At 65.7% G+C, this 23,190-nt stretch carries 21 protein-coding genes; 6 read left to right on the top strand and 15 right to left on the bottom strand.

The window, feature by feature from the left end; genetic code table 11:
• Positions 1-58 precede the first annotated feature (58 nt).
• Both dnaG and rpsU read right to left on the bottom strand, forming a co-directional pair.
• Positions 59-2,020: a DNA primase gene (dnaG, locus tag LPB260_RS02880; RefSeq protein WP_208707139.1), complete on the bottom strand. Its 1,962-nt coding sequence runs from the start codon at positions 2,018-2,020 to the stop codon at positions 59-61.
• A gap of 161 nt (positions 2,021-2,181) precedes the next feature.
• The gene (rpsU, locus tag LPB260_RS02875) at positions 2,182-2,397 is read right to left on the bottom strand and encodes a 30S ribosomal protein S21 (RefSeq protein ID WP_058068915.1); all 216 of its coding nucleotides are present in this window, start codon (positions 2,395-2,397) and stop codon (positions 2,182-2,184) included.
• A 207-nt stretch (positions 2,398-2,604) separates the two neighbouring features.
• On the opposite strand from rpsU, the gene tsaD reads away from it, so the two are divergent.
• Positions 2,605-3,630 carry a tRNA (adenosine(37)-N6)-threonylcarbamoyltransferase complex transferase subunit TsaD gene (gene tsaD / locus LPB260_RS02870; protein WP_208707138.1) on the top strand — a complete coding sequence of 342 codons (1,026 nt, stop codon included), beginning with the start codon at positions 2,605-2,607 and terminating at the stop codon, positions 3,628-3,630.
• Positions 3,631-3,670: 40 nt separating this feature from the next.
• Here tsaD and plsY read toward each other — a convergent pair whose 3' ends face one another.
• Positions 3,671-4,240 (bottom strand): glycerol-3-phosphate 1-O-acyltransferase PlsY, encoded by a 570-nt coding sequence (gene plsY / locus LPB260_RS02865; RefSeq protein WP_208707137.1) that lies wholly within the window; start codon positions 4,238-4,240, stop codon positions 3,671-3,673.
• A gap of 233 nt (positions 4,241-4,473) precedes the next feature.
• On the opposite strand from plsY, the gene folB reads away from it, so the two are divergent.
• On the top strand, positions 4,474-4,830 hold the full coding sequence (gene folB / locus LPB260_RS02860) for a dihydroneopterin aldolase (RefSeq protein WP_208707136.1): 357 nt from the start codon (positions 4,474-4,476) through the stop codon (positions 4,828-4,830).
• On the top strand, positions 4,821-5,366 hold the full coding sequence (gene folK, locus LPB260_RS02855) for a 2-amino-4-hydroxy-6-hydroxymethyldihydropteridine diphosphokinase (protein WP_208707135.1): 546 nt from the start codon (positions 4,821-4,823) through the stop codon (positions 5,364-5,366). The genes folB and folK overlap by 10 nt, the downstream gene beginning before the upstream one ends.
• 14 nt (positions 5,367-5,380) lie before the next feature.
• Here folK and LPB260_RS02850 read toward each other — a convergent pair whose 3' ends face one another.
• From LPB260_RS02850 to LPB260_RS02800, 11 genes are all read right to left on the bottom strand, one after another.
• Positions 5,381-6,610 carry a multifunctional CCA addition/repair protein gene (locus LPB260_RS02850; RefSeq protein WP_208707134.1) on the bottom strand — a complete coding sequence of 410 codons (1,230 nt, stop codon included), beginning with the start codon at positions 6,608-6,610 and terminating at the stop codon, positions 5,381-5,383.
• 125 nt (positions 6,611-6,735) lie between these two features.
• Complete coding sequence (locus tag LPB260_RS02845; protein ID WP_208707133.1) at positions 6,736-8,322, bottom strand: SpoVR family protein; 1,587 nt, start codon at positions 8,320-8,322, stop codon at positions 6,736-6,738.
• A complete protein-coding gene (locus LPB260_RS02840; protein ID WP_208707132.1) occupies positions 8,319-9,590 on the bottom strand; it encodes a YeaH/YhbH family protein in 1,272 nt (423 codons plus the stop codon). Before LPB260_RS02840 ends, LPB260_RS02845 begins: the two co-directional genes overlap by 4 nt.
• Positions 9,591-9,673: 83 nt before the next feature.
• Entirely contained in the window at positions 9,674-11,596 is a 1,923-nt protein-coding gene (locus LPB260_RS02835; RefSeq protein ID WP_208707131.1) for a PrkA family serine protein kinase, read from the bottom strand.
• A gap of 291 nt (positions 11,597-11,887) precedes the next feature.
• Positions 11,888-12,217, bottom strand: a complete 330-nt coding sequence (glpE, locus tag LPB260_RS02830; protein ID WP_208707130.1) for a thiosulfate sulfurtransferase GlpE — start codon at positions 12,215-12,217, stop codon at positions 11,888-11,890.
• A complete protein-coding gene (locus LPB260_RS02825; RefSeq protein WP_208707129.1) occupies positions 12,214-13,038 on the bottom strand; it encodes a symmetrical bis(5'-nucleosyl)-tetraphosphatase in 825 nt (274 codons plus the stop codon). The genes glpE and LPB260_RS02825 overlap by 4 nt, the downstream gene beginning before the upstream one ends.
• Complete coding sequence (gene apaG / locus LPB260_RS02820) at positions 13,038-13,418, bottom strand: Co2+/Mg2+ efflux protein ApaG (RefSeq protein WP_208707128.1); 381 nt, start codon at positions 13,416-13,418, stop codon at positions 13,038-13,040. Before apaG ends, LPB260_RS02825 begins: the two co-directional genes overlap by 1 nt.
• 31 nt (positions 13,419-13,449) lie before the next feature.
• Positions 13,450-14,265: a 16S rRNA (adenine(1518)-N(6)/adenine(1519)-N(6))-dimethyltransferase RsmA gene (gene rsmA / locus LPB260_RS02815; RefSeq protein ID WP_208707127.1), complete on the bottom strand. Its 816-nt coding sequence runs from the start codon at positions 14,263-14,265 to the stop codon at positions 13,450-13,452.
• 119 nt (positions 14,266-14,384) lie between these two features.
• Positions 14,385-15,377 carry a 4-hydroxythreonine-4-phosphate dehydrogenase PdxA gene (gene pdxA, locus LPB260_RS02810; RefSeq protein WP_208707126.1) on the bottom strand — a complete coding sequence of 331 codons (993 nt, stop codon included), beginning with the start codon at positions 15,375-15,377 and terminating at the stop codon, positions 14,385-14,387.
• Between the two features lie 119 nt (positions 15,378-15,496).
• Positions 15,497-16,765 (bottom strand): peptidylprolyl isomerase, encoded by a 1,269-nt coding sequence (locus LPB260_RS02805; protein WP_371926159.1) that lies wholly within the window; start codon positions 16,763-16,765, stop codon positions 15,497-15,499.
• Between the two features lie 4 nt (positions 16,766-16,769).
• Positions 16,770-19,541 carry an LPS-assembly protein LptD gene (locus LPB260_RS02800; protein WP_208707124.1) on the bottom strand — a complete coding sequence of 924 codons (2,772 nt, stop codon included), beginning with the start codon at positions 19,539-19,541 and terminating at the stop codon, positions 16,770-16,772.
• 125 nt (positions 19,542-19,666) lie between these two features.
• On the opposite strand from LPB260_RS02800, the gene LPB260_RS02795 reads away from it, so the two are divergent.
• Genes LPB260_RS02795 through LPB260_RS02785 form a run of 3 tightly spaced genes read left to right on the top strand, consistent with a single transcriptional unit; the run spans position 19,667 to position 22,123 of the window.
• Entirely contained in the window at positions 19,667-20,692 is a 1,026-nt protein-coding gene (locus tag LPB260_RS02795) for an aminoglycoside phosphotransferase family protein (RefSeq protein WP_208707123.1), read from the top strand.
• Complete coding sequence (murU, locus tag LPB260_RS02790) at positions 20,689-21,360, top strand: N-acetylmuramate alpha-1-phosphate uridylyltransferase MurU (RefSeq protein WP_208707122.1); 672 nt, start codon at positions 20,689-20,691, stop codon at positions 21,358-21,360. Before LPB260_RS02795 ends, murU begins: the two co-directional genes overlap by 4 nt.
• Before the next feature lies 1 nt (position 21,361).
• Complete coding sequence (locus tag LPB260_RS02785; protein WP_208707121.1) at positions 21,362-22,123, top strand: DnaJ domain-containing protein; 762 nt, start codon at positions 21,362-21,364, stop codon at positions 22,121-22,123.
• Positions 22,124-22,139: 16 nt separating this feature from the next.
• Here the strand turns inward: LPB260_RS02785 and LPB260_RS02780 are convergent, their stop codons facing one another.
• A complete protein-coding gene (locus tag LPB260_RS02780; protein ID WP_208707120.1) occupies positions 22,140-23,138 on the bottom strand; it encodes an alpha/beta hydrolase family protein in 999 nt (332 codons plus the stop codon).
• Positions 23,139-23,190 lie beyond the last annotated feature (52 nt).

Raw genomic sequence — 23,190 nt, 5'->3', positions numbered from 1 at the left:
TCCACTGAAGGTCTTGGCGGGCTAAAAACAAGCCGCGGATTATACCCGAATAAGACCCTTAGGCGCCAGTTGGGCTCGGGACTACTGGTGATGTATTACGGCTCAGCAGGTTGCGCAGCAGGTCTTTTTCCTCTGCACTCAACTCACTTTGACGGGCTTTGCGCAGCAAATGTTCCAGGCTGCGCTCGCGTTGGCGGGCGACTAGAGTAGTTATAGTGTCGAAAAACTGTTGTTCAAGGTTGTCCGCCGAAATCAGCCACTCCTTTTCCGCCAGGGCCCGCAGTAGACGGCCCTGTTCGGTGCCGTGCCAGCGTGCGATCAGTTGCAGCGAGCGCAGTTTCGGGTTCTTCTGCAGGGCGCCGAGCAGGGCCACCAGCAGTTGGGCGTAGGTGTCGTCCTCGGCAGCGAAGTGGCTGACGTCCTCGACTTTCTGCGCCAGTTCGGGGTGGTGCAGCAGGGTGCGCAGGGCGCTCAGGTGCGGCGATTCGACGCTGACGGCGGTGCGTGGTGCGCGCGGCCGCTCGTCGCCGCGGCCCTGCTTGCTCCACTTCTGGCCGTCCTTCTTCCACTCTCCCTTGCCTTTGTTGCTGCGCTCGAAGCTGGGCGCCGGGCTGGGGTGGGCGTAGTCCTCGTAGCTGTGAGGGGCGTCGTGGTAGGCGCTATCCGGAATGTCCGGGTAGTCCGGGTATTCGCTTGGCGCCGCGCCAGGGCTGGCGGTTGGCGCCATCTGGCTCAGGGCTTCGCCGCTGAGGCCGGTGATCTCGGTGAGGCGCTGGCGCATCAGGGTGCGCAGGTTGTTGCCGGGGATCTTGTCGATCAGCGGCGCGGCCAGGGTCACCAGGTGCGCCTTGCCTTCCAGTGAGCGGGGGTCGGCTTCTTCGCTGAGTTGCTGGAAGAAGTAGTCGGCCAGCGGTTGGGCCTGCTGGATGATGCGCGCGCGGAAGGCGTCGGTGCCTTCGCTGCGAACCAAGGTGTCCGGGTCCTCGCCGTCGGGCAGGAACAGGAAGCGCGCGCGACGGCCGTCCTGCAGGTTGGGCAGGGTGGCTTCCAGGGCGCGCCAGGCGGCGTTGCGTCCGGCCTGGTCGCCGTCGAAGCAGAACAGCACGCTGGGCACCAGGCGGAACAGGCGCTTGAGGTGCTCTTCGCTGGTGGCGGTGCCGAGGGTGGCGACGGCGTTGCGCAGGCCCTGCTGGGCCAGGGCGATGACATCCATGTAGCCCTCGACCACCATGATCTCGTCGAGGTCGCGGTTGCTCTTGCGTGCCTCGAACAGGCCGTAGAGTTCCTGGCCCTTGTGGAACACCGGGGTTTCCGGCGAGTTCAGGTACTTGGGTTTGTCGTCGCCGAGTACCCGACCGCCGAAGGCGATGACCCGGCCGCGGCTGTCGCGGATCGGGAAGATGACCCGGTCGCGGAAGCGGTCGTAGCGCTTGCCGCTCTCGGCGTTCTCCACCAGCAGGCCGGCATCGATCATTGCCTTCTGCTGCAGGCTGTCGCTGGCCAGGTGCTTGAGCAGGTTGTCCCAGCCCGGCGGCGCAAAACCGAGGCCGAAGTCGCGGGCGATCTCGCCGGACAGGCCGCGGCCCTTAAGGTAGTCCACTGCGGCCCGGCGTTGTGGATGGCTCTTCAGTGCCTGCCGATAGAAGTCGGCGGCGGCGGCCAGTAACGGGTAGAGCGGTGAGTCGGTGGGTTGGCGGGGCTTGTTGCTGCGTCCGCCGTCCTCGCGCGGCACTTCCATTCCGGCGCGTTTGGCCAGGTCCTCGACCGCCTGGGGAAACTCCAGTTGGTCGTGGTCCATGACAAAGCCCAGGGCATTGCCGCCGGCGCCGCAGCCGAAGCAGTAGTAGAACTGTTTGTCCGGGCTGACGCTGAAGGACGGGGTCTTCTCTTTATGGAAGGGGCAGCAGGCGGTGTAGTTCTTGCCGGCCTTTTTCAGCTGGATGCGCGCGCTGACCACTTCGACGATGTCGGTGCGGTTGAGCAGGTCATCGATAAAGGACTGTGGGATCAGGCCGGCCATAGGCGCTCAGAATACTGCCGTGCGGGGCGGCTGGACAGGGTCGCGGGCCACGCAAAAAGCTCCGACCATTCGCCTGTCGGCGAAGCGGAGTGCGGGGCCATAAAACGCAAAGCCCGGCGAAGGCCGGGCGCTGCTGGGTGCTGCGAGGCGGTCCGTACTGATTAGTACAGGCGCACGCTGCGGCGCTGCTCGCGCTGCACTTTCTTGGCGTGACGCTTAACGGCGGCAGCAGCCTTGCGCTTACGCTCGGCGGTCGGCTTCTCGTAGAATTCGCGGCTGCGAACTTCAGCCAGAATGCCGGCTTTTTCGCAGGAGCGCTTGAAACGACGCAGAGCTACGTCGAAGGGTTCGTTCTCTTTAACTTTGACGGCTGGCATCCAGGGCGTACCTTCTTTATTACCGGTTTGGGTAACGTACTCCTGGCAGATGGCGCGGGAGGACGTAGGTTTTTAAGGGTTGCGGATGTTACCGTCTCGTCGCCCTGAATGCAAAGCCTCTGATCGAAAAGCGCTGGTCGGTCTCCTTGCCTGCCTATTATTATGCGCGCCTTCGAAATCATGACACCTCAAGTCAAGGCGCTGCCCATGCTGGTACTGGGATTGGAAACCTCATGCGACGAGACCGGCGTCGCGCTCTATGACAGCGAGCGCGGCCTGCTGGCCGATGCGCTGTTCAGCCAGATCGACCTGCATCGCGTCTATGGCGGCGTGGTGCCGGAGCTGGCCTCGCGCGACCACGTCAAACGCATGCTGCCGTTGATTCGCGAGGTCATGGCCGAGGCCAACTGTACCCCCGGCGAGATCGACGCGATCGCCTACACCGCCGGCCCCGGCCTGGTCGGTGCGCTGCTGGTCGGCGGCTCCTGCGCCCAGGCCCTGGCCTATGCCTGGGATATCCCGGCCCTCGGCGTGCACCACATGGAGGGGCACCTGCTGGCGCCGATGCTGGAGGCGCAGCCACCCAGTTTTCCGTTCGTCGCCTTGCTGGTGTCCGGCGGTCACACCCAGCTGGTGCGGGTCGACGGCATCGGTCAATACCAGTTGCTGGGCGAGTCGCTCGACGACGCGGCGGGCGAAGCCTTCGACAAGACGGCCAAGCTGATGGGCTTGCGCTACCCGGGGGGACCGGAGATCGCCCGTCTGGCCGAGCATGGTACGGTGGGACGCTTTACCTTTCCCCGGCCCATGACCGATCGCCCCGGTCTGGATTTCAGTTTCAGCGGGCTGAAGACCTTCACCCTGAACACCTGGCAGCAGTGCCGCGATTCGGGCGATGACTGCGAGCAGACCCGTTGCGACATCGCCCTGGCTTTCCAGGAGGCGGTGGTCGATACCCTCACGATCAAGTGCCGTCGCGCCCTCAAGCAGACCGGCCTGAACAGCCTGGTGATCGCCGGGGGCGTCAGTGCCAACAAGGCCCTGCGCGAATCCTTGGAGGGCATGCTCGGGGCGCTCAAGGGGCAGGTGTTCTATGCGCGCCCGGCCTTCTGCACCGACAACGGTGCGATGATCGCCTACGCTGGCTGCCAGCGGCTCAAGGCCGGTCAGCGCGAAGGCTTGAGCATCTCGGTGCAGGCGCGCTGGCCGATGGAGCGCTTGCCCGCACTCTAGCCGGGCAGGAAGCGGGCGGGGCAGGCGCAGTTGGCGGCGATCAGAAGTGCCGTTCGCGCCCCGCGAACAGGTCGCGCAGATTGCCGCGATGGCGCCAGACCACCAGTGCGGTCAATACACTCACCGGCAGCAGCGCCGCCGGCTGTTGCCAGGCGAGCAGCGGCAAGGTCAGCGGGGTGGCGATGAGCGCCGCCAGGGAGCTGGTGCGGGTCAGGGCGAAGGTCAGCAGCCAGGCGGCGATCGCCAGGAGTGCGGCGGGAGGATAGAGGCCCAGGAGCATGCCGGCGGAGGTGGCGACGCCCTTGCCGCCATGGAAGCGGAAATACAGCGGATAGAGGTGGCCGACTACGGCGGCGAGGCCGATCCAGGCCTGCTGTTGCAAGTCCAGACCCAGCAGTTTGGCGACCAGCACGGGCACGAGGCCTTTGAGCAGGTCGCCCAGCAGGGTCAGCACCGCCAGGCGTTTGCCGGCCACGCGCAGCATGTTGGTGGCGCCGGGGTTTCCCGAGCCGCTGGCGCGCGGATCCGGTCCGCCCGCCACGCGGCTGAGCAGAATGGCGAAGGACAACGAGCCCAGCAGGTAGGCGAGGACCGCCAGCAGCCAAAACATGGTATCCATTCCACGGCGAGGGATGGGGTGATTCTACAGGCCGTCGCAGCAGGTAGCGAGCGAGGGGGCGACAGCCCGCTGGCGAGGCTCGCCAGGCCCAGGCTGGCGGTCACTGTATTCTGCGTCGTAAATGGACATTTTAGTCCGCTATCAATGCCGTATAGTCCTGCGCAATGATGGTGCGCAGGGCGTCGGCCCGGTGCCGCGGCCACGCCGCGTTGTGGAGAGAGTGCTTGGACATAGTGTTTATCGAGGGTCTGGAAGTCGACACGGTGATCGGCGCGTACGACTGGGAGCGCACCATTCGCCAGTGCCTGCGCCTGGACCTGTACCTGGGGTGGGACAATCGCCCGGCGGCGGCGGGTGACGACCTGAGCAAGGCGCTGGACTATGCCGCGGTGTCGGCCCGGGTTCAGGCCTATGTCGGCGAGGCGCAGTTCATTCTGGTGGAGACCCTGGCGGAGCGCCTGGCCGAGCTGCTGATGGCCGAGTTCCAGATACCCTGGTTGCGCCTCAAGCTGACCAAGCCGGGCGCGGTGCCCGCGGCCCTGGGCGGGGTTGGCGTGGAGATCGAGCGCGGATGTCGCTGATCCCGGTTTTTCTCGGTCTCGGTAGCAATATCGAGCGTGAAGCCCATCTGTGCGCTGGCCTCGATGCGCTGTCTGGCTTGCTTCACGATATGCGCTGTTCGCCGGTTTTCGAGAGCCATGCGGTGGGGATCAAGAGCGGTCCCTTCTTCAACCTGGTGGTCACCGGTTACAGCAACTTGCCGCTGGGCGAGCTGGATCGACGCCTGAAGTTCATCGAGGCGGACAACGGTCGCTATGCGCCAGAGCGCAAGGGCCTGCCGCTGGATATCGATGTGCTGCTGTATGGCGACCAGGTCGGCAATTTCGACGGCCTGATTCTGCCGCGGGCGGAGATTCTCAAAAACGCCTTCGTGCTCTGGCCGCTGGCTTTGCTCGCGCCCGAGGCGCTGCACCCTGAGGTGCAGCGCCGTTTCGCCGAATTGTGGCAGGCAGCCAGCATCGATCAACAGCTGTGGCCGGTGGCATTCCAGTGGCGCGGCCATGAGCTGACCCCGGCGTCCCTGCTGCTTGCCTGCCCGCCGACGGCTCGGCGCTAGCACAGCCCGGCTGGCTAGGCTGGCGGGCTCGCCTTGTAGTCCTTGAGTGCCTGCAGGCGTTGTCGCTTCAGCGCTTCGCCCAGCTCGGCGCCTTTGAACCCCTGCTCCAGCAGGGGCTGCACGGCTACCTCGCGGGCCACCTGCATGGCCCGGCGCAGGTAGTCCGCCTGCGGGTAGGCACGCTGCTCCAGGCCTTCGCGGCCGCGCGCATCCATCTCGCAGGCGGCGATAAACTCCTCGAAGCGCTGCGGTCGCCGGAACACGTCGAAGTGTTGTAGCAGCTCCAGCAGGGTCGAAGCCTTCAGCTCCAGGGCCCGATGGCCGTGGGTGTGGTACTCGCCCACCAGCAGGGCCAGTTCCTGGCAGTCTCTTGGGGCCTTGCAGCGCTGGTTGATCGAACGGATCAACGGCAGGCCGCGTTGTTCGTGGGCAACATGCCGCGGCCACTGCGCCTGCGGGGTCAGGCCCTTGCCAACGTCATGCAGCAGGCAGGCCCAGCGCACCGTCAACGGTTGCTGATGCTCCGCGCATTGGCGCAGCACGCTGAGCACGTGCACGCCGGTATCGATTTCCGGGTGGTGGGCCGCAGGCTGCGGTACGCCGAACAGGGCGTCGACCTCCGGCAGCAGCGCCTTGAGCGCGCCGCAGTCGCGTAGCACCTGGATGAACACGTCGGGCCGCGGTTCGAGCAGGGCGCGGGAGATTTCCTTCCAGCTGCGCTCGGGGGTGAGCGCCGACAGTTCGCCGGACTCGCTGAGCTGGCGCATCAGCTCGAGGGTTTCCGTCGCCACGCAGAACCCGTCGGGTGCGTAGCGGGCGGCGAAACGGGCGACCCGGAGCACACGCAACGGGTCTTCGGCAAAAGCCGGGGAGACGTGGCGCAACAGGCGCGCCGCGAGATCACGCTGGCCGCCATAGGGATCGATCAGCTGGCCGTGCGCGTCCTCGGCCATGGCGTTGACCGTCAGGTCGCGGCGGATCAGGTCTTGTTCCAGGGTGACGTCGGGGCTGGCGTAGAAGGTGAAGCCGCCGTAGCCCCGGCCGCTCTTGCGCTCGGTGCGGGCCAGGGCGTATTCCTCGCCGCTCTTGGGGTGGAGAAACACCGGGAAGTCCGCGCCTACCGGGCGAAACCCTTGCTCCAGCATGTGTTCGGCGGTGGTGCCGACCACCACCCAGTCTGTTTCTTCGACCTTGCGCCCCAACAGGCGATCACGTACCGCACCGCCCACTTTGTATATCTGCATGACTACCTCCGATGTCGCAGAGGATAGCGGTTGCGCTGGCAGCAGGGGAAAGGCTTATTGGCGGATCGGCGTCTGCAGGGTTGTGGGCCGGCTGCTCATGGGCAAGCAGCCGGCCGTGCGCGGGCTCAGACTGGCGGGATGACCAGGTCCAGGCGCGGGTAGTCGCCTTCCTGATCGGGATCGCCCCGCGGCGGCACATGATGAGTCTCGATCAGCTGGTCGCCCTGGAAGGTCTCCAGGTGGATGTCGAAGCCCCACAGGCGGTGCAGGTGCTTCATCACTTCCTCGGTCGAGGTGCCCAGGGGTTTGCGGTCGTGCTGCTGGTGGCGCAGGGTCAGCGAGCGGTCACCGCGGCGGTCGATGCTCCAGATCTGCACGTTGGGCTCGCGATTGCCGAGGTTGTATTGCGCCGCCAAGGTTTCGCGGATGGTGCGATAGCCCGCTTCATCGTGGATGGCCGGCACCACCAGCTCGTCCTTCTGGTCGTCGTCCAGAACGCTGAACAGCTTGAGGTCGCGAATCACCTTGGGCGACAGATACTGCAGGATAAAGCTTTCGTCCTTGAAGCTCTTCATGGCGAACTTCAGGGTGCTCAGCCAGTCGCTGCCGGCGATGTCGGGGAACCAGCGGCGGTCTTCCTCGGTAGGCTCCTCGCAGATTCGGCGGATGTCGCGGTACATGGCGAAGCCCAGGGTATAGGGGTTGATGCCACTGTAGTAGGGGCTGTCGAATGGCGGCTGGTAGATCACGGCGGTATGCGACTGGAGGAACTCCAGGATAAAGCCCTCGGTGATCAGGCCCTCGTCGTACAGGTCGTTCATCAGGGTGTAGTGCCAGAACGTGGCCCAGCCTTCGTTCATCACCTGGGTCTGGCGCTGCGGGTAGAAGTACTGGGCGATCTTGCGCACGATGCGGATCACCTCGCGCTGCCAGGGCTCGAGCAGTGGCGCATGTTTTTCCAGGAAGTAGAGGATGTTCTCCTGGGGCTCGGCGGGGAAGCGCTTGCTGTCCTTCTCGCCATCCTTGCTGGCGCCCTTGGGGATGGTGCGCCACAGGTCGTTGATCTGCTTCTGCAGGTGCTCCTCGCGCTCCTTCTGACGCCGCCGCTCCTCTTCGGCGGAAATCGGGTAGGGCCGCTTGTAGCGGTCTACGCCGTAGTTCATCAGGGCATGGCAGGAGTCGAGCAGGTCCTCCACCGCATCGATGCCATGGCGCTCCTCGCACTGGGTGATGTACTGCTTGGCGAACACCAGGTAGTCGATGATCGAACTGGCGTCGGTCCAGCTGCGGAACAGGTAGTTGCCCTTGAAGAAGCTGTTGTGTCCGTAACAGGCGTGGGCGATCACCAGCGCCTGCATGCACAGGGTGTTCTCCTCCATCAGGTAGGCGATGCACGGGTCGGAGTTGATCACGATCTCGTACGCCAGGCCCATCTGGCCGCGCTTGTAGTTCTTCTCGGTGCTGAGGAAGTGTTTGCCGTAGGACCAGTGGTGATAGCCCAGCGGCATGCCCACCGAGGCGTAGGCGTCCATCATCTGCTCGGCGGTGATCACTTCGATCTGGTTGGGATAGGTGTCCAGCGCGTAGCGTTCGGCCAGGCGGCTGATCTCGCGGTCGAAGGCGCGGATCAGTTCGAAGGTCCATTCCGAACCGGTGGCGATAGGTTTGCGCCGTTTCGCGCTGGTGCGGGCTGAGCTGTCATAACTGGTCATGTTACGAGCCTCCGCTGGAACAGTTCGCGGAACACCGGGTAGATATCCGACGCCGAGACCAGCTGTTGCTGGGCGAAGGTATCCTCGAAGCGTTCGCAGACCTGCTCGTACTCGAACCACAACGCCTGGTGTTCGCGGGGGGTGATCTCGACGTAGGTGAAATACTGCACGAACGGCATGATCTGCTTTATCAGGATATCGCGACAAATGGGCGAGTCGTCATTCCAGTTGTCGCCGTCCGACGCCTGGGCACCGTAGATGTTCCATTCGTTGATCGGGTAGCGCTCGGCCATGATCTCCTGCATCAGCTTGAGGGCGCTGGAGACGATGGTGCCGCCGGTTTCGCGGGAATAGAAGAACTCCTCCTCGTCGACCTCTTTCGCACTGGTGTGGTGGCGGATAAACACCACGTCGATCTTGTCGTAGCTGCGCTTGAGGAACAGGTAGAGCAGGATGAAGAAACGCTTGGCGATATCCTTGGTGGCCTGGGTCATGGAGCCAGACACGTCCATCAGGCAGAACATCACCGCCTTGGAGCTGGGGTTGGGCTGCTTGACCAGCAGGTTGTACTTGAGGTCGAAGGTGTCGAGGAAGGGCAGGCGGCCAATGTGCGCGCGCAGCCGAGCGATCTCGGCCTCCATCTCCTGGATGTCGCTCAGGTTGTCCGGTTCTTCGCGCTTGAGCCGCTCCAGCTCGGCCAGTGCCGCGCGCAGCTTGTTGCGGCTGCTGCCGGACAGGGCGATGCGCCGCGCATGGGCCGAGCGGAGGGTGCGAACGATGTTGATCCGCGACGGGTTGCCGACGCTGCTGATGCCGGCTCGAACCGACTTGAAGGTGTCGGCGCCGGTCAGGTGCCGCTTGACCAGGTTGGGCAGCTCCAGATCCTCGAACATGAAGTCGAGAAACTCTTCCTGGGTGATCTGGAAGACGAATTCGTCCATCCCTTCGCCGCTATTGCTGGCCTTGCCGCCGCCCTTGCCGCCCCCGCCGCCTGGTGGGCGCGGGATATGCTCGCCGGCAGTGAACTCCTTGTTGCCAGGGTGGACGATGGTCTGCCGGCCGCCGCGGCCGTGGTGCAACACCGGCTCGTCGATGTCGCGACCGGGAATGCTGATCTGCTCGCCGTGCTCCATGTCGGTGATGGAGCGGCGGCTGACCGCCTCCTCCACCGCCTTCTTGATGTGGTCACGGTAGCGCCGCAGGAATCGCTGGCGATTTACCGTGCTCTTGTTCTTGCCGCTAAGGCGCCGGTCTATCACATAGCTCATAGGCCCCTCCGGGGAGCTTTCGCTTCAAGCCAAAAGCTGCAGACGATCCAGTTGCAGCTTAAGGCTGATGGCTTGAGGCTGCTTTACTGCGATTTGCGAACCCGCAGGTACCACTCGGAGAGCAGGCGTACCTGCTTGTCGGTGTAACCGCGCTCGACCATGCGCTTGACGAAGTCGTTGTGTTTCTGCTGGTCCTCCTTGCTTGCCTTGGCGTTGAAGCTGATGACCGGCAAGAGGTCTTCGGTGTTGGAGAACATCTTCTTCTCGATCACGACACGCAGTTTCTCGTAGCTCAGCCAGGTCGGGTTCTTGCCATTGTTGTTGGCGCGGGCGCGCAGCACGAAGTTGACGATCTCGTTGCGGAAATCCTTCGGGTTGCTGATGCCGGCCGGCTTCTCGATTTTCTCCAGTTCCTCGTTCAGGGCTACGCGGTTGAGGATCTCGCCGGTTTCCGGGTCGCGGTATTCCTGGTCCTGAATCCAGAAGTCGGCGTACAGCACGTAGCGGTCGAAGATGTTCTGCCCGTATTCGCTGTAGGACTCGAGGTAGGCGGTCTGGATTTCCTTGCCGATGAACTCGATGTAGCGCGGTGCCAGGTATTCCTTGATGAAGCGCAGGTAACGCTCACGCACCTCGGCGGGGAACTGCTCCTGATCGATCTGCTGCTCGAGCACATACAGCAGGTGTACGGGGTTGGCCGCCACCTCGTGGGCGTCGAAGTTGAACACCTTGGAGAGGATCTTGAAGGCGAAGCGAGTCGACAGGCCGTTCATGCCCTCGTCGACGCCGGCGTTGTCGCGGTATTCCTGGATCGACTTGGCCTTGGGGTCGGTATCCTTGAGGTTCTCGCCGTCGTAGACGCGCATCTTCGAGTAGATGTTGGAGTTCTCCGGCTCCTTCAGGCGCGACAGTACGGAGAACTGCGCGAGCATCTTCAGGGTGTCGGGTGCGCAATGGGCATGGGCCAGGGAGCTGTTGGTCAGGAGCTTGTCGTAGATCTTGATCTCGTCGGTGACGCGCAGGCAGTAGGGCACCTTGACGATGTAGATGCGGTCGATGAACGCTTCGTTGTTCTTGTTATTGCGGAAGCTGTGCCACTCGGACTCGTTGGAGTGGGCCAGCAGGATGCCGTTGAACGGCAGGCCGCCGAGGCCCTCGGTGCTGTTGTAGTTGCCTTCCTGGGTGGCCGTCAGCAGCGGGTGCAGCACCTTGATCGGTGCCTTGAACATCTCGACGAATTCCATCAGACCCTGGTTGGCGCGGCACAGGGCGCCTGAGTAGCTGTAGGCGTCGGCGTCGTTCTGCGGGAACTCCTCGAGCTTGCGGATATCCACCTTGCCGACCAGGGCGGAGATGTCCTGGTTGTTCTCGTCGCCCGGCTCGGTCTTGGCGATGGCGATCTGGTTGAGGACCGAAGGGTAGAGCTTGACCACGCGGAACTGGCTGATGTCCCCACCGAACTCTGACAGGCGCTTGGTCGCCCAGGGCGACATGACGGTGGTCAGGTAGCGCCGCGGGATGCCGAAATCCTCTTCGAGGATCGTGGCGTCCTCCGCGGCATTGAACAGGCCCAGCGGCGACTCGAATACCGGCGAACCCTTGATCGCATAGAAGGGCACCTTCTCCATCAGCTCCTTGAGCTTCTCCGCCAGGGACGACTTGCCGCCGCCGACCGGACCCAGCAGGTAGAGAATCTGCTTCTTCTCTTCCAGGCCCTGGGCGGAGTGGCGGAAGAAGGCGACGATCTGGTCGATGCACTCTTCCATGCCGTGGAAGTCGGCAAAGGCCGGGTAGCGGCGAATCATCTTGTTGGAGAAGATCCGCGACAGCCGGGCGTTGCTCGAGGTGTCGAGCAGCTCAGGCTCGCCGATCGCCATCAGCAGGCGCTCGGCGGCGGTCGCGTAGGCACTGGGGTCTTGCTTGCAGAGCTCGAGGTACTCTTGGAGGCTGTATTCCTCCTGGCGAGTTGCTTCGAAGCGTTGTTGGAAGTGGCTGAAAATACTCATGACGTCACCTCGGTCGATGCTCGGAGCCGGGCGAGGGATCGGTCGTTCGGGTGCTAAGGCGCAGCCGATGAGAGTGCCGACGAAGATCCCCCAGAATACAAAAGGTCGTTACCGTTGGCCCGAAGCCGGTCAGCCGGCTTTCCCTGATTTTTGGATGGCCTGAGGTAAGGATAGTTCGGAATCTGGAAGAGCAAGCGCGGCGCAACGATAACAAGATATTGCCGCGCCCGGTGCCGGGCGCGGACGCAGAAGTGGCGCGGGGTTGCCGCTAGGCAGCGGACAGTATTTTTTTTACTCGCCCGAGTTCTGCGCGACATCGGCCGGATAGCTGGCGCGCCACAGCTCGAAGCCGCCGTCCAGGCTGTAGACCTCGGAAAAGCCCTGGCCGACCAGGTAGGCGGCGGCGCTCTGGCTGGAGTTGCCGTGGTAGCAGGTGACGATCAGCGGGGCGTCGAGATCGGCCCGGGCGATGAAGTCCGCCAGCGAATAGTTGTCCAGGTGCTGCGAGCCACTGATGTGGCCGGCGGCGAAGCTCTGTGGGTCGCGGATGTCGACCACGGCGGCGCCCTGCTGGCGCAGGGCTTGCGCCTGTTGCGGGGAGATGCGCTTGAACTCGCTCACGGTGTTTCCTCGTTGCAGTCGCAGCGGTGGCGTTCGCCGCTGTCGATATTCAATAGGGTCATGGCCCCGCCCCAGACGCAGCCGGTGTCCAGGGCGAACAGGCCGGGTTCGCTGCAGCGGCCTTCCAGCGCGGCCCAGTGGCCGAAGACGATCTTCTGGCCACGGGTCTTGCGGTTCGCGTGACTGAACCAGGGGGCGTAGCCGGGCGGCGCGCTGTCGAGGCCTTCCTTGCTCTTCAGGTCCAGGGTGCCGTCGGCCGTGCAGAAGCGCATGCGGGTGAAGTAGTTGGTGATCACCCGCAGGCGGGTGATGCCCTGCAGTTCGCCGCTCCACCTGGCCGGTTCATTACCGTACATGCCGTCGAGGAACAGGGGCAAGCGGCCGTCGTCGCGCAGCGCCTCCTCGACCTCGGCCGCTCTGCTCAAGGCCTTGTCCAATGACCATTGTGGCGGAATGCCGGCATGCACCAGGGCGATGTCGCGGTCGGCGTCGTAGTGCAGCAACTTCTGCCGGCGCAGCCAGTCGAGCAGTTCCTCGCGATCCGGTGCGTCGAGGATCTCGCGCAGGGTGTCGGCTTTCTTCAGGCGCTCGATATTGTGGGCGGCGGCCAGCAGGTGCAGGTCGTGATTGCCCAGCACGCAGGTCACCGCCTCACGCAGGGAGTAGACGAAACGCAGGGTGGCGAGGGACTCCGGGCCGCGGTTGACCAGGTCGCCGACCAGCCACAGGCGGTCCTTGGCCGGGTCGAAGGCGACGCGCTGCAACAGGCAGCGCAGCGGTTGCAGGCAGCCTTGCAGGTCGCCAACGGCGTAGGTTGCCATCAGTGCAGCGAGCCCGGTACGAAGAGGCGGAAAGGGGCGATGATCGCGTCGAAGCGCTTGCCGTCCTCGGCGATCATCTGATAGCTGCCCTGCATCGCGCCCACCCGGGTCGCCAGCACCGTGCCGCTGCTATAGGTGTGGCTCTCGCCGGGGGCAATCAGCGGCTGCTGGCCGACGACGCCGGCGCCGCGCACCTCCTGCACGCGTCCATCGCCATCGGTGATCAGCCAGTGGCGCGACAGCAGCTTGGCCGGCTGCTGGCCATTATTGGCGATGGTCACGGTGTAGGCGAAGGCGTAGCGGTTCTGCTCCGGCTGGGATTGCTCCGGCAGGTAGCGGGTGGCGACCGTGACGTCGACCTGGTAACGGGAATCGGGCATGCGTTGAGACTCGCTGAACTGGAAGACCAGTCTAGTTGCTGGTGGCCGCTGCGGGTTGCTGTGCCAGCTGGTCGGCCAGGCGTACGAAGGCGGCCAGGTCGAGCTGTTCCGGGCGCAGGCTGCCGTCGACGCCGGCGGCCTCGATCGCGCTGGCCGGCAACAGCGCCTTCAGCGTGTTGCGCAGGGTCTTGCGGCGCTGGTTGAAGGCCTCGCGCACGACGCGCTCGAGCAGCTGGTGATCCTTGGCGGGGTGCGGCAGCACCTCATGGGGCACCAGGCGGACGATGGCCGAGTCGACCTTGGGCGGAGGGCTGAACGCCCCGGGGCCGACATCGAACAGGTGTTCGACCCGGCAGTGGTACTGCACCATGATCGACAGCCGCCCCCAGTCGCCACCGCCGGGGCCGGCGGCGAGGCGCTGGACCACTTCCTTCTGCAACATGAAGTGCATGTCGCGGATCACCGCGGCGTTGTCCAGCAGGTGGAAGATCAGCGGGGTGGAGATGTTGTACGGCAGGTTGCCGACCACCCGCAGGCTGCGTGGGGCCGGTTCGAGGCGCTGGAAGTCGAACTTCAGGGCGTCGCCCTGGTGCAGCTGGAAGCGCGGCTCCGCGGCGAACTTGCCGTTGAGGATCGGCACCAGGTCGCGATCGAGCTCGATTACGTCGAGCTGCGCGCCACTGCCGAGCAGGCCTTCGGTCAGCGCGCCCTGTCCCGGGCCGATCTCCAGCAGGCGCTCGCCCTCGCGCGGATGGATGGCGCGCAGGATGCGGTGGATGACCCCGGCGTCGTGCAGGAAGTTCTGGCCGAAGCGCTTGCGTGCGCGGTGTTGGTAGGTGTCGGACATGGCAGCGGCTCCAGGCTTCAAGCCGCAAGCTTAAAGCGAATGCAAAGGGCGGCAGTTTAACAGCAAAGGGCGCGCAAGCCGTAGGCCGTGACGTGCGCCCCGGCAGGGAGTAGCTCCGCCTAGGCGCGGCTCGCGGCCATCTGGTAGGCGGTTTCCAGGGCGACCTGCAGGCTGCCGCTGTCGATCCGGCCGCTTCCGGCCAGGTCCAGGGCGGTGCCATGGTCGACCGAGGTGCGGATGATCGGCAGGCCGAGGGTGACGTTGACCGCGGCGCCGAAGCCCTTGTACTTGAGTACGGGCAAGCCCTGGTCGTGGTACATCGCCAGCACCGCGTCGCAGTGGTCGAGGTGCTTGGGAGTGAACAGGGTGTCGGCCGGCAGCGGGCCGACCAGGTCCAGGCCTTCACTGCGCAGGCGTTCGAGCGTCGGCTCGATGATCTCGATTTCTTCGCGGCCGAGGTGGCCGCCCTCGCCGGCATGGGGGTTGAGGCCACAGACCAGGATGCGCGGCTGGGCGATGCCGAATTTCGTGCGCAGGTCGCGGTCGAGGATGCGCGTCACGCGCGTCACACGCTCGGCGGTGATGGCGGCGGCCACGTCCTTGAGCGGCAGGTGGGTGGTCACCAGGGCCACGCGCAGGCCACGGGTGGCGAGCATCATCACCACCTGCTCGGTACGCGTGAGCTCGGCGAGAAACTCGGTGTGGCCGGAGAAAGGGATGCCGGCCTGGTTGATCACACCCTTGTGCACCGGGGCGGTGATCATGGCGGCGAAGTGTCCGTCGAGGCAGCCCCGGCCGGCGCGGGTCAGGGTCTCCAGGACGTAGCCGGCGTTGGCCGGTTCCAGCTGGCCGGGCTGTACTGTTGCGGCCATTGGTGTGTCCCAGACGTACAGGCTGCCAGCGGGGCTTGGCTGCTCGGGCCAGGCGCCCGGGGTCACGGCGATCAGTTCGATGGCAATGCCCAGCAGGCGGGCGCGCTCGGCGAGCATCGGCAGGCTGGCGATGGCGACCAGGGGCCTGGGTTGTGCCTGGCGAGCCAGTAGCAGGCACAGGTCGGGGCCGATGCCTGCCGGCTCGCCGGGGGTCAATGCGAAAAGCTGCGGAGCGGTCATGGGCAGGGTCTCGATTGCGCCGCCTGGGCGGACATTGGGCAGGCGCCTATCTTAAGCCGCGCCACCCTGAAAGCAAAAAGCCCGGCGCTAAGGGCCGGGCTCTTCTTGGTGCGGTGGTGTTACAGCTTGGTCTCGACGTAGGCCTCGTCGCGGATCTGCCGCAGCCAGGCTTGCAGTTCTTCGTCGTACTTGCGGTTGCGCAGCAGGTTCAGCGCCTGCTGCTCGCGGAACTCAGCGCTGCTGTCGGTGGCGCGCCGGCCCATTACCTGCAGGATGTGCCAGCCATAGCCGGTCTTGAACGGCTTGGACAGCTCGCCGCTGGCGGTGTTGGCCATCACCTCGCGGAACTCCGGCACCAGCGCGCTCGGATCGATCCAGCTCAGGCTGCCGCCGTTGAGCGCCGAGCCCGGATCTTCGGAGAAGCTCTTGGCCAGCTCGGCGAAGTCCTCGCCGGACTGGATGCGCTGGTGCAGGCGCTCGACCAGGCGCTTGGTTTCCGCGTCGCTGCGAATTTCGCTGGGCTTGATCAGGATATGCCGGACGTTGACTTCGTCGCGCACCTGACTGGCGCCGCCGCGCTTTTCCAGCAGCTTGAGCAGGATGAAGCCACCCGGGGTGCGCATCGGTTCGGTGACCTCGCCGACCGACAGGGCGCCGATCATGGCGTCGAACGGTGGCGGCAGCTGGGCCGCCTTGCGCCAGCCCATTTCGCCGCCTTCCAGGGCGGTTTCACTGGCCGAGCGGGCGATGGCCAGCTGGGCGAAGTCGGCGCCGCGCTGCAGCTGCTGATACAGCTCGCGGGCCTGGCGTTCGGCTGCCTGGATGGTTTCCGGCGAGGCGGCCTCGGGGACCGGGATGAGGATGTTGGCCAGGCGGAACTCTTCCGATAGCTGCAGCTTGCCGAGGTCGGAGGCGAGGAAGTTCTGCACTTCCTGGTCGGTCACCTGGATGCGCTCGGCCACCCTGCGCTGGCGCACGCGGCTGATGATCATCTCGCGGCGCACCTGGTCGCGGGCATCGGCGTAGGACAGGCCGTCCTTCGCCAGGGCGGCGCGGAACTGCTCCAGGCTCATGCCATTGCGCTGGGCAATGGTGCCGAGGGCCTGGTTGAGTTCCTCGTCGGTGATGCGGATGCCGGAGCGGTCGCCGATCTGCAGCTGGATGTTCTCGATGATCAGGCGCTCCAGCACCTGACCATCCAGCACGCTCTGCGGCGGCACTTCGGCGCCGCGCTTGGCGATGGTCTGCTGGACTTCGCGCACCCGGGCGTCGAGCTGGCTCTGCATGATCACGTCGTTGTCGACGATCGCCACCACGCGGTCGAGGGATTTCACTTCGGCCTGCGCCGCAGCGCCGAGGAACAGCGCGCCCAGCAGCAGCGGGCGCATGCAATCAGAAAGCTTGGTCTTCACGTTCACGATAACCTTGAATGCCTTGGTCGAGGAAAGTCTCCACCTTGTTGCCAGTCACACCGCCCAGGCCCTTGAGCACGATCTGCAGGAAGATCCCGGTATCGGCTTCGTCGTTAAGCGAGGGGTTGAGGCTGACTTCGTCGTAGTCGATCCAGTAACGGTTGATCAGGCGCAGCTTCCAGCAGCAACTGTCGTACTCGAAACCGCCGAAGGCCTCTAGGGTACGGTTGCGGCTGTAGTCGTACTGCCAGCGGGAGATCACGCTCCACTGCGGGACGATCGGCCAGATCACCGAGAAGTCGTGCTGGCTGATCTTGTAGTAGTCCTTGATGTAGTTGGCGCTGCCTGGGGTGCCATAGTCGCCGTTGCCGACTACCCAGTTGCCGCTCGCCTGGTCGTAACGCACGGCGTCGTTGCGGTAGCGATAACCGGCATTGACCACCTTGTTCGGGTTGTCTTCAGGCTGGTAGTGGAACATCGCGCTGCCCGAGCGGGTGCGGTGGGTATCCGGGTCCCAGTTGAAGTCCGAGGAGAGGCGCCAGTCGCGGTTGAAGCGGTACAGGTATTCCAGTGCGTAGGGCGACTGCGAGGCCTGGGCGTCGGCGCGGGTGCGGTAGTCGATGCCCGGCAACTGCACCTTGCGGTCGGCCAGGTAGAAGGACTGGCCGATGCTGAAGCGCTGGCGCTCGAAGCCGTTGGGTTCGATCCAGCGGCTGGTGACGCCCAGCGACAGCTTGTTCTCGTCGCCGATGCGGTCCTTGCCGGAGAAGCGGTTCTCGCGCCACAGCGAGGAGTAGCTGAAGGTGTTTTCGCCAGTGTCGAACACCGGGATATCGGTCTGGTCCTCTTCCGGCACGTAGAGGTAGAACGCGCGCGGTTCCAGGGTCTGGCGGAAGGCCTTGCCGAACCACTGGGTGTCGCGGTCGAAATACAGGCCGCTGTCCACGCTGAACAGACCGAGGCCGCGGTCCTGGCTGCCGCTGAACTCCTGCTCGGCGAGCAGCGTGCTCTTGCCCTGCTGGTCGAGGCTGAGGTTGTAGTGGGTCTGCAGGTACTTGACCTGGGGCTTGATGAAGCCCCAGTTCCAGTTCAGCGGCAGGCTTATGCCCGGCTCGAGGTGCAGGCGCTCGCCGTTGGCGCGGGCGAGGCCGCGCAGGCGGTCGTCGTACCAGCGGAATTCATCGGTGCCGGTATTGCCGTTCTCGTCGGTGAAGAAGCCCGAGCGCAGGTTGCGGTCGAAACGCACCAGTTCGCTGCCGTAGCTGAAGTCCAGGCCGCCCGGGTGGAAGGGCAGGGTGCCGTCCAGGGTGATCTGCGGCAGACGGTTATAGGGGGTGATGTCGGTGATGTTGGCCAGTTCGTAGGCGTGGGCGTTCAGCCGCGCGGTATAACTGTCGCCGCGATAGGTCAGGGTGCCGCGCTGGTTGACATAGGCGGTGGTCTCGATACCCAGGTCGGTGTCCAGGTCCTGGAAGTAGTACGGGTCGCTGATGTCGGTGTAGTCGACTTCCGCCAGCAGGCGCGAGTCGAGGCCGCCACGGTGCTGCCAGCTGTACAGCCAGCGCTGGTCCTCGTACTCGGACTGCAGCTTGCGATCGTCGTTGCTGTCGTCGAGGTAGGCGGCGCCCAGCTGGCCTTCGCTGCTCTTGGTCAGGTAGCGGAACTCGCCTTCCATGAGCAGGCCGCGATCGCTCATATAGGTCGGGTACAGGGTGGCGTCGTAGTTCGGCGCCAGGTTGAAGTAGTAAGGCGTCTGCAGCGTGACGCCGCTGTCGCTGGAGCTGCCGATGCTCGGCGGCAGGAAGCCCGACTGGCGGCGGTCGTCGATCGGGAAATAGATGTAGGGCGTGTAGAACACCGGAATGTCCTTCACCCGCAGGGTCACGTTGGTCGCGGTGCCGAAACCGGTGGCCGGGTTGAGGGTGATGTTGTTGCCCCTCAGGTGCCAGGCGTTGCTGCCCGGTTCGCAGCTGGTGTAGGTACCGTCCTTCAGGCGGATGATCGCCGACTCTTCGCGCTTGGCGTAGAGGGCGCTGCCGCGCACGTGGCTCTTGTGCAGCACGTACTCGGCGTTGTCGACCTTGGCTTCGCCGTTATCCAGTTGCAACTCGGCGCGGTCGCCGACCACCAGCATGCCCTGGTCGCGCAGGCGCACGTTGCCGATCAGTTCGCCGCGGCTCTCGGCCTGGCGCAGGTTGGCTTCGTCGGCCTCGATCTGCATGCCGGCCTGGCGGATCACCACGTCGCCGGCGAGGGTGGCGACCTGCTCCTGCTGCTCGTAGCGCGAGGCCTTGGCGGAGACGAACAGCGGCGCCTCGTCCATCGGCGTCTGGTCGTTCATGCCCGGCCGGCGCGGCTCGACATAGGCGCCAGCGCAGTAGGGCGCCACCTCGGCCAGTTGTGCCGGGTTGAGCTGCTCGCGCGGCACCCAGTCCAGGTGGCTGTAATCGGCGCTGCGCGAGGCCAGGGCCTTGCCGCGGCTTTCCGTCACCAGGGTGGTGCGCGCCGCCTTGTCGTCGCCTGTTGTGGCGGCCGTGCCGGCGCTGATGGCCGAGCCGCTGTGCATCGGGCGGGCCGGCAAAGCGGCCTCGCTGGTTTTCGGCGCACAGGCCCAGCCGCCGGTGGCGGATGCCCGACAGTCGAACTGTTCGGCTGCAATTGCGAATTGACCAGCGACGGGTTGAAGGGCTAGAAGACCGCCAGTGACCAGAAGTGGGAATTTTTTACGAACCGCGGGGATTTTTACTGCCATCTTATTTTTCCGGGCTTCCTGCGCGCCATCGGCCCAGGGGCCGCACGCCTCTCGATGGGCTTAAAAAGATGCTGGATAATAAAGCATGACCCGCGCAACGGCTAGCGCCGTCGGAGACCCTTGTAATGCCTGAACAAGATGTACGCCTGCAACTCCTCAAACAGTGGCTCGATCAGCAGTTGCCTGCGCTATTCGCCGAACGGGGCTGGGGCGCGGTGCCGGACGCCGCGCTGACGGCCGCCAGCAGCGACGCCAGCTTTCGCCGCTATTTCCGCTGGCAGGCCGGTGCGCGCAGCCTGATCGTCATGGATGCGCCGCCGCCCCAGGAAGACTGCCGGCCCTTCGTCAAGGTCGCCGGGCTGCTCGCCGGGGCCGGGGTCAATGTGCCGCAGATCCTGGCGGCGGATCTCGAGCGCGGCTTCCTGCTGCTCAGCGATCTGGGCCGGCAGACCTACCTGGAGGTGATCGATGAGCAGAGCGCCGATGGCCTGATGGGCGATGCTGTGCAGGCCTTGCTGGCGTTTCAGCGCTTGCCGATGGATGCCGACTTGCCTTGCTACGACGAGGCCCTGTTGCTGCGCGAGCTGCAGCTGTTTCCGGACTGGTACCTGCGCCGTCACCTCGGCGTCGAGCTGAGCGCGACGCAGCAGGCTGCCTGGCAGCGCGTCTGCACCCTACTGATCGACAGCGCGCTGGCTCAGCCCAGGGTGCTGGTACACCGCGACTACATGCCGCGCAATCTGATGCTCAGCGAGCCGAACCCCGGCGTGCTGGATTTCCAGGATGCGGTCTATGGTCCGGTGACCTACGACGTCACCTGCCTGTTCAAGGATGCCTTCCTCAGCTGGCCCGAGGCACGGGTGCGCGAGTGGCTGCAGGACTACTGGCACCAGGCCCGCGCCGCGGGCGTGCCGGTGCAGGAAGACTTCGAGGACTTCCTGCGCGCCAGCGACCTGATGGGCGTGCAGCGTCATCTCAAGGTGATCGGTATCTTCGCGCGGATCTGTCACCGGGACGGCAAACCCCGCTACCTGGAGGATGTGCCGCGCTTCTTCACTTATATCCAGGCGGTGTTGGCGCGTCGCCCCGAGCTGGCCGAGTTGGCTGAGCTGCTCGCCAGCCTGCCGCAGCCGGCAGTGGTGTCGGCATGAAGGCGATGATCCTCGCCGCCGGCAAGGGCGAGCGCCTGCGTCCCTTGACCCTGCACACGCCCAAGCCGCTGGTGCGGGTGGCGGGCGTGCCCTTGATCGAGTATCACCTTCGGGCCCTGGCGGCAGCCGGCTTCAGCGAGGTGGTGATCAACCATGCCTGGCTGGGCCAGCAGATCGAAGAGCACCTCGGCGAGGGCGCGCGCTTCGGCCTGAGCCTGCGCTACTCCGCCGAAGGCGAACCGCTGGAGACCGGCGGCGGCATCTTTCGTGCCTTGCCCTTGCTCGGCGAGGAGCCCTTCCTGGTGGTCAATGGCGATATCTTCACCGACTATTCCTTCGCCGAACTCAGTCGCCCGCTGGCCGGGCTGGCCCATCTGGTGCTGGTGGACAACCCGGCGCACCACCCGGTGGGCGATTTTCGCCTGGACCGCGGCCAGGTCGCCGATGCGCAGGCCGGGCAGCCGAGCCTGACCTACAGCGGCATCGCCGTGCTGTCGCCGTCACTGTTCGCCGGCTGCCAGCCCGGCGCCTTCAAGCTGGCGCCGCTGCTGCGCGCCGCTATGGCCGAGGCGCAGGTGACGGGCGAGCGCTTCGCCGGTCGCTGGGTCGATGTCGGCAGCCATGAGCGGCTGGCCGAAGCCGAACAGCTGCTCGAGCCGGGTCGCTGAAATGCTCTGGCCCTTGACCCTGCTGGGGGCCGTTGCCGGCTGGAGCGTGGCCAGCATTCCCGGCGCCCTGTTGGGCGGCCTGCTCGGCCAGGTGGCGGACAGGCGCCTGCGTGTGCGCGGCTGGGCCGAGTTGCGCGAGCGGCTGGGCGCCGCGCCGCCCCCGGGGGACGACGTGCTGCTGTTCATCCTGCTCGGGCGTCTGGCCAAGTGCGACGGTCAAGTGCTGCAGGCGCATATCCGTCAGGCACGTGCGGAAATGCAGCGCCTGGCGCTGGATCAGGATGCCCAGCGCCGGGCGATCGAGGCTTTCGCCCGCGGCAAGACCGGGCGCGACAGCCTGCGGGCACCGCTGCGCCGTCACCGTGGGCGCGGCGAGGCGCTGCTGCGGGCCTGTTGGCGGATGGCCTGGGTGGACGGCCGGGTCAGTCGCAGCGAGCGCGAGCTGATTCTGCTGTGGGGCAAGTGGCTGGATGTCCCGGCTGCCACCCAAGAGGCGCTGAGCGCCGCCTATGCGCCCCGGCAGGGGCCGGTCGCCGCGACGGCCGGCGGTAGTTACCAGGCGGCCCTGCGGCTGCTCGGGGTCGCGGCTGACAGCGAGCCGGCGCAGATCAAGCAGGCCTATCGCCGCCTGCTGAGCCGGCATCATCCCGACAAGCTGGCCGGCAGTGGCGCCACTGCCGAGCAGGTGCGCGAGGCGACGGAGCGGACCCGGGAGTTGCGTCAGGCCTACGGGCTGATCCGCCAGCGACACGGTTTTCGCTGAGCCCCAAGCGGCCCCCTTAGCGCGCCGACGCGGCGCGATTCAGGTGTTTGCCGAGCCAGCCGCGGATGCGCCGGAACAGCTGTTCCTGCTCGGTCTGTGGGTTGCCCGGCAGGGCTGTGAGGGCGATCTGGGTATAGCCGGGGTGATCCAGGCGTTCGCTGGCCAGCAAGCGTTTCAAGGCGGCGTCGCGCTCGGCCGGCTGATCCTGATAGTAGAAGTCCCCGGTTGCCAGTCCCAGCTCCGGGATCAGTTGCTCCAGTTCGGCGCCGAAGCCGGTGGCGGGGCGGGCGCTGACCAGTAGCAAGTTGTGCACGGCATCGGGCTTGCGCTCGGTCAGATAGCGAGCGGCCCAATAGGCGCCGCTGCCGTGGCCGAGCAGGACGATGGTCTTGGCTTGCTGCTGCTGGGCGAAGGCCACGCCCGCGGCGATTCGCTCCAGCACCCGGGCGCTGTGCGCCTGGTGCAGCGCCGCCAGGGTAGCGTCGGACTCGCTGCCGGGGGCTATCGCTTCAGTGGCGGTTTCGGCGCTGCCGAGCGCCTCCGTCGAGATGGCAACCACCGGAGCCTCCGGTGCGGGTTCGGTGCCGTCGACCGAAGCGGCTGGCGGTTCGCCGGCCAACTCGCCCCCCAGCTCGCCGGCCGGGTCGGGCAGGGTCAGGCTCAGGCTGTGCCAGCCGCTGTCCGGCAGCTTGCGCCGCAGCGGGCCGACGCTGCGCGGCCAGTCGGCGCTCTGGTTGTCGCCCGGCAGGAGGATGACCGCGCCGTGCGGCTTGCCTGAATTGGCGGGCAGCCAGAGGGCGAGGAATGTCTCGCTGTCCGCCTGCAGGCGCTGTTGTTCAGCGTCGCCCAGCTGGCGCTCGAGGGCACGGGCGGCCAGTTCGCTGCGCTCCGGCAGGGGGCTGCGCTCGGCGGCCGGTTTGGCGTCGGGCGCCCCGCTCTCGACCTGCTCTTCGGTGTGCGCATGAACGCCGAGCAACAGCAGGCAGAGCGCGAGGCAGGCGGGGCGTGAGGTCATGGAGCTTCTCCGGCGGAAGGTGCGACGCCCAGCCTAGCGGTTTGTTGGGTGG

This window comes from Pseudomonas sp. LPB0260 (assembly GCF_013388395.1).
The sequence above is the reverse complement of the archived record's forward strand: the minus strand, read 5'-3'. Positions and strand labels throughout refer to the sequence as shown.

Excerpts from the sequence above, each read along its gene's own strand:
- apaG (WP_208707128.1), bottom strand. The coding sequence starts at position 13,418 with ATGCCCGATTCCCGTTACCAGGTCGACGTCACGGTCGCCACCCGCTAC.
- LPB260_RS02840 (WP_208707132.1), bottom strand. The coding sequence starts at position 9,590 with ATGAGCTATGTGATAGACCGGCGCCTTAGCGGCAAGAACAAGAGCACG.
- folK (WP_208707135.1), top strand. The coding sequence starts at position 4,821 with ATGTCGCTGATCCCGGTTTTTCTCGGTCTCGGTAGCAATATCGAGCGT.
- rpsU (WP_058068915.1), bottom strand. The coding sequence starts at position 2,397 with ATGCCAGCCGTCAAAGTTAAAGAGAACGAACCCTTCGACGTAGCTCTG.
- LPB260_RS02825 (WP_208707129.1), bottom strand. The coding sequence starts at position 13,038 with ATGGCAACCTACGCCGTTGGCGACCTGCAAGGCTGCCTGCAACCGCTG.
- LPB260_RS02850 (WP_208707134.1), bottom strand. The coding sequence starts at position 6,610 with ATGCAGATATACAAAGTGGGCGGTGCGGTACGTGATCGCCTGTTGGGG.
- dnaG (WP_208707139.1), bottom strand. The coding sequence starts at position 2,020 with ATGGCCGGCCTGATCCCACAGTCCTTTATCGATGACCTGCTCAACCGC.
- rsmA (WP_208707127.1), bottom strand. The coding sequence starts at position 14,265 with ATGTCCGACACCTACCAACACCGCGCACGCAAGCGCTTCGGCCAGAAC.
- LPB260_RS02800 (WP_208707124.1), bottom strand. The coding sequence starts at position 19,541 with ATGGCAGTAAAAATCCCCGCGGTTCGTAAAAAATTCCCACTTCTGGTC.
- LPB260_RS02785 (WP_208707121.1), top strand. The coding sequence starts at position 21,362 with ATGCTCTGGCCCTTGACCCTGCTGGGGGCCGTTGCCGGCTGGAGCGTG.
- plsY (WP_208707137.1), bottom strand. The coding sequence starts at position 4,240 with ATGTTTTGGCTGCTGGCGGTCCTCGCCTACCTGCTGGGCTCGTTGTCC.
- LPB260_RS02795 (WP_208707123.1), top strand. The coding sequence starts at position 19,667 with ATGCCTGAACAAGATGTACGCCTGCAACTCCTCAAACAGTGGCTCGAT.
- LPB260_RS02805 (WP_371926159.1), bottom strand. The coding sequence starts at position 16,765 with ATGCGCCCGCTGCTGCTGGGCGCGCTGTTCCTCGGCGCTGCGGCGCAG.
- murU (WP_208707122.1), top strand. The coding sequence starts at position 20,689 with ATGAAGGCGATGATCCTCGCCGCCGGCAAGGGCGAGCGCCTGCGTCCC.
- LPB260_RS02780 (WP_208707120.1), bottom strand. The coding sequence starts at position 23,138 with ATGACCTCACGCCCCGCCTGCCTCGCGCTCTGCCTGCTGTTGCTCGGC.
- tsaD (WP_208707138.1), top strand. The coding sequence starts at position 2,605 with ATGCTGGTACTGGGATTGGAAACCTCATGCGACGAGACCGGCGTCGCG.
- pdxA (WP_208707126.1), bottom strand. The coding sequence starts at position 15,377 with ATGACCGCTCCGCAGCTTTTCGCATTGACCCCCGGCGAGCCGGCAGGC.
- LPB260_RS02845 (WP_208707133.1), bottom strand. The coding sequence starts at position 8,322 with ATGACCAGTTATGACAGCTCAGCCCGCACCAGCGCGAAACGGCGCAAA.
- LPB260_RS02835 (WP_208707131.1), bottom strand. The coding sequence starts at position 11,596 with ATGAGTATTTTCAGCCACTTCCAACAACGCTTCGAAGCAACTCGCCAG.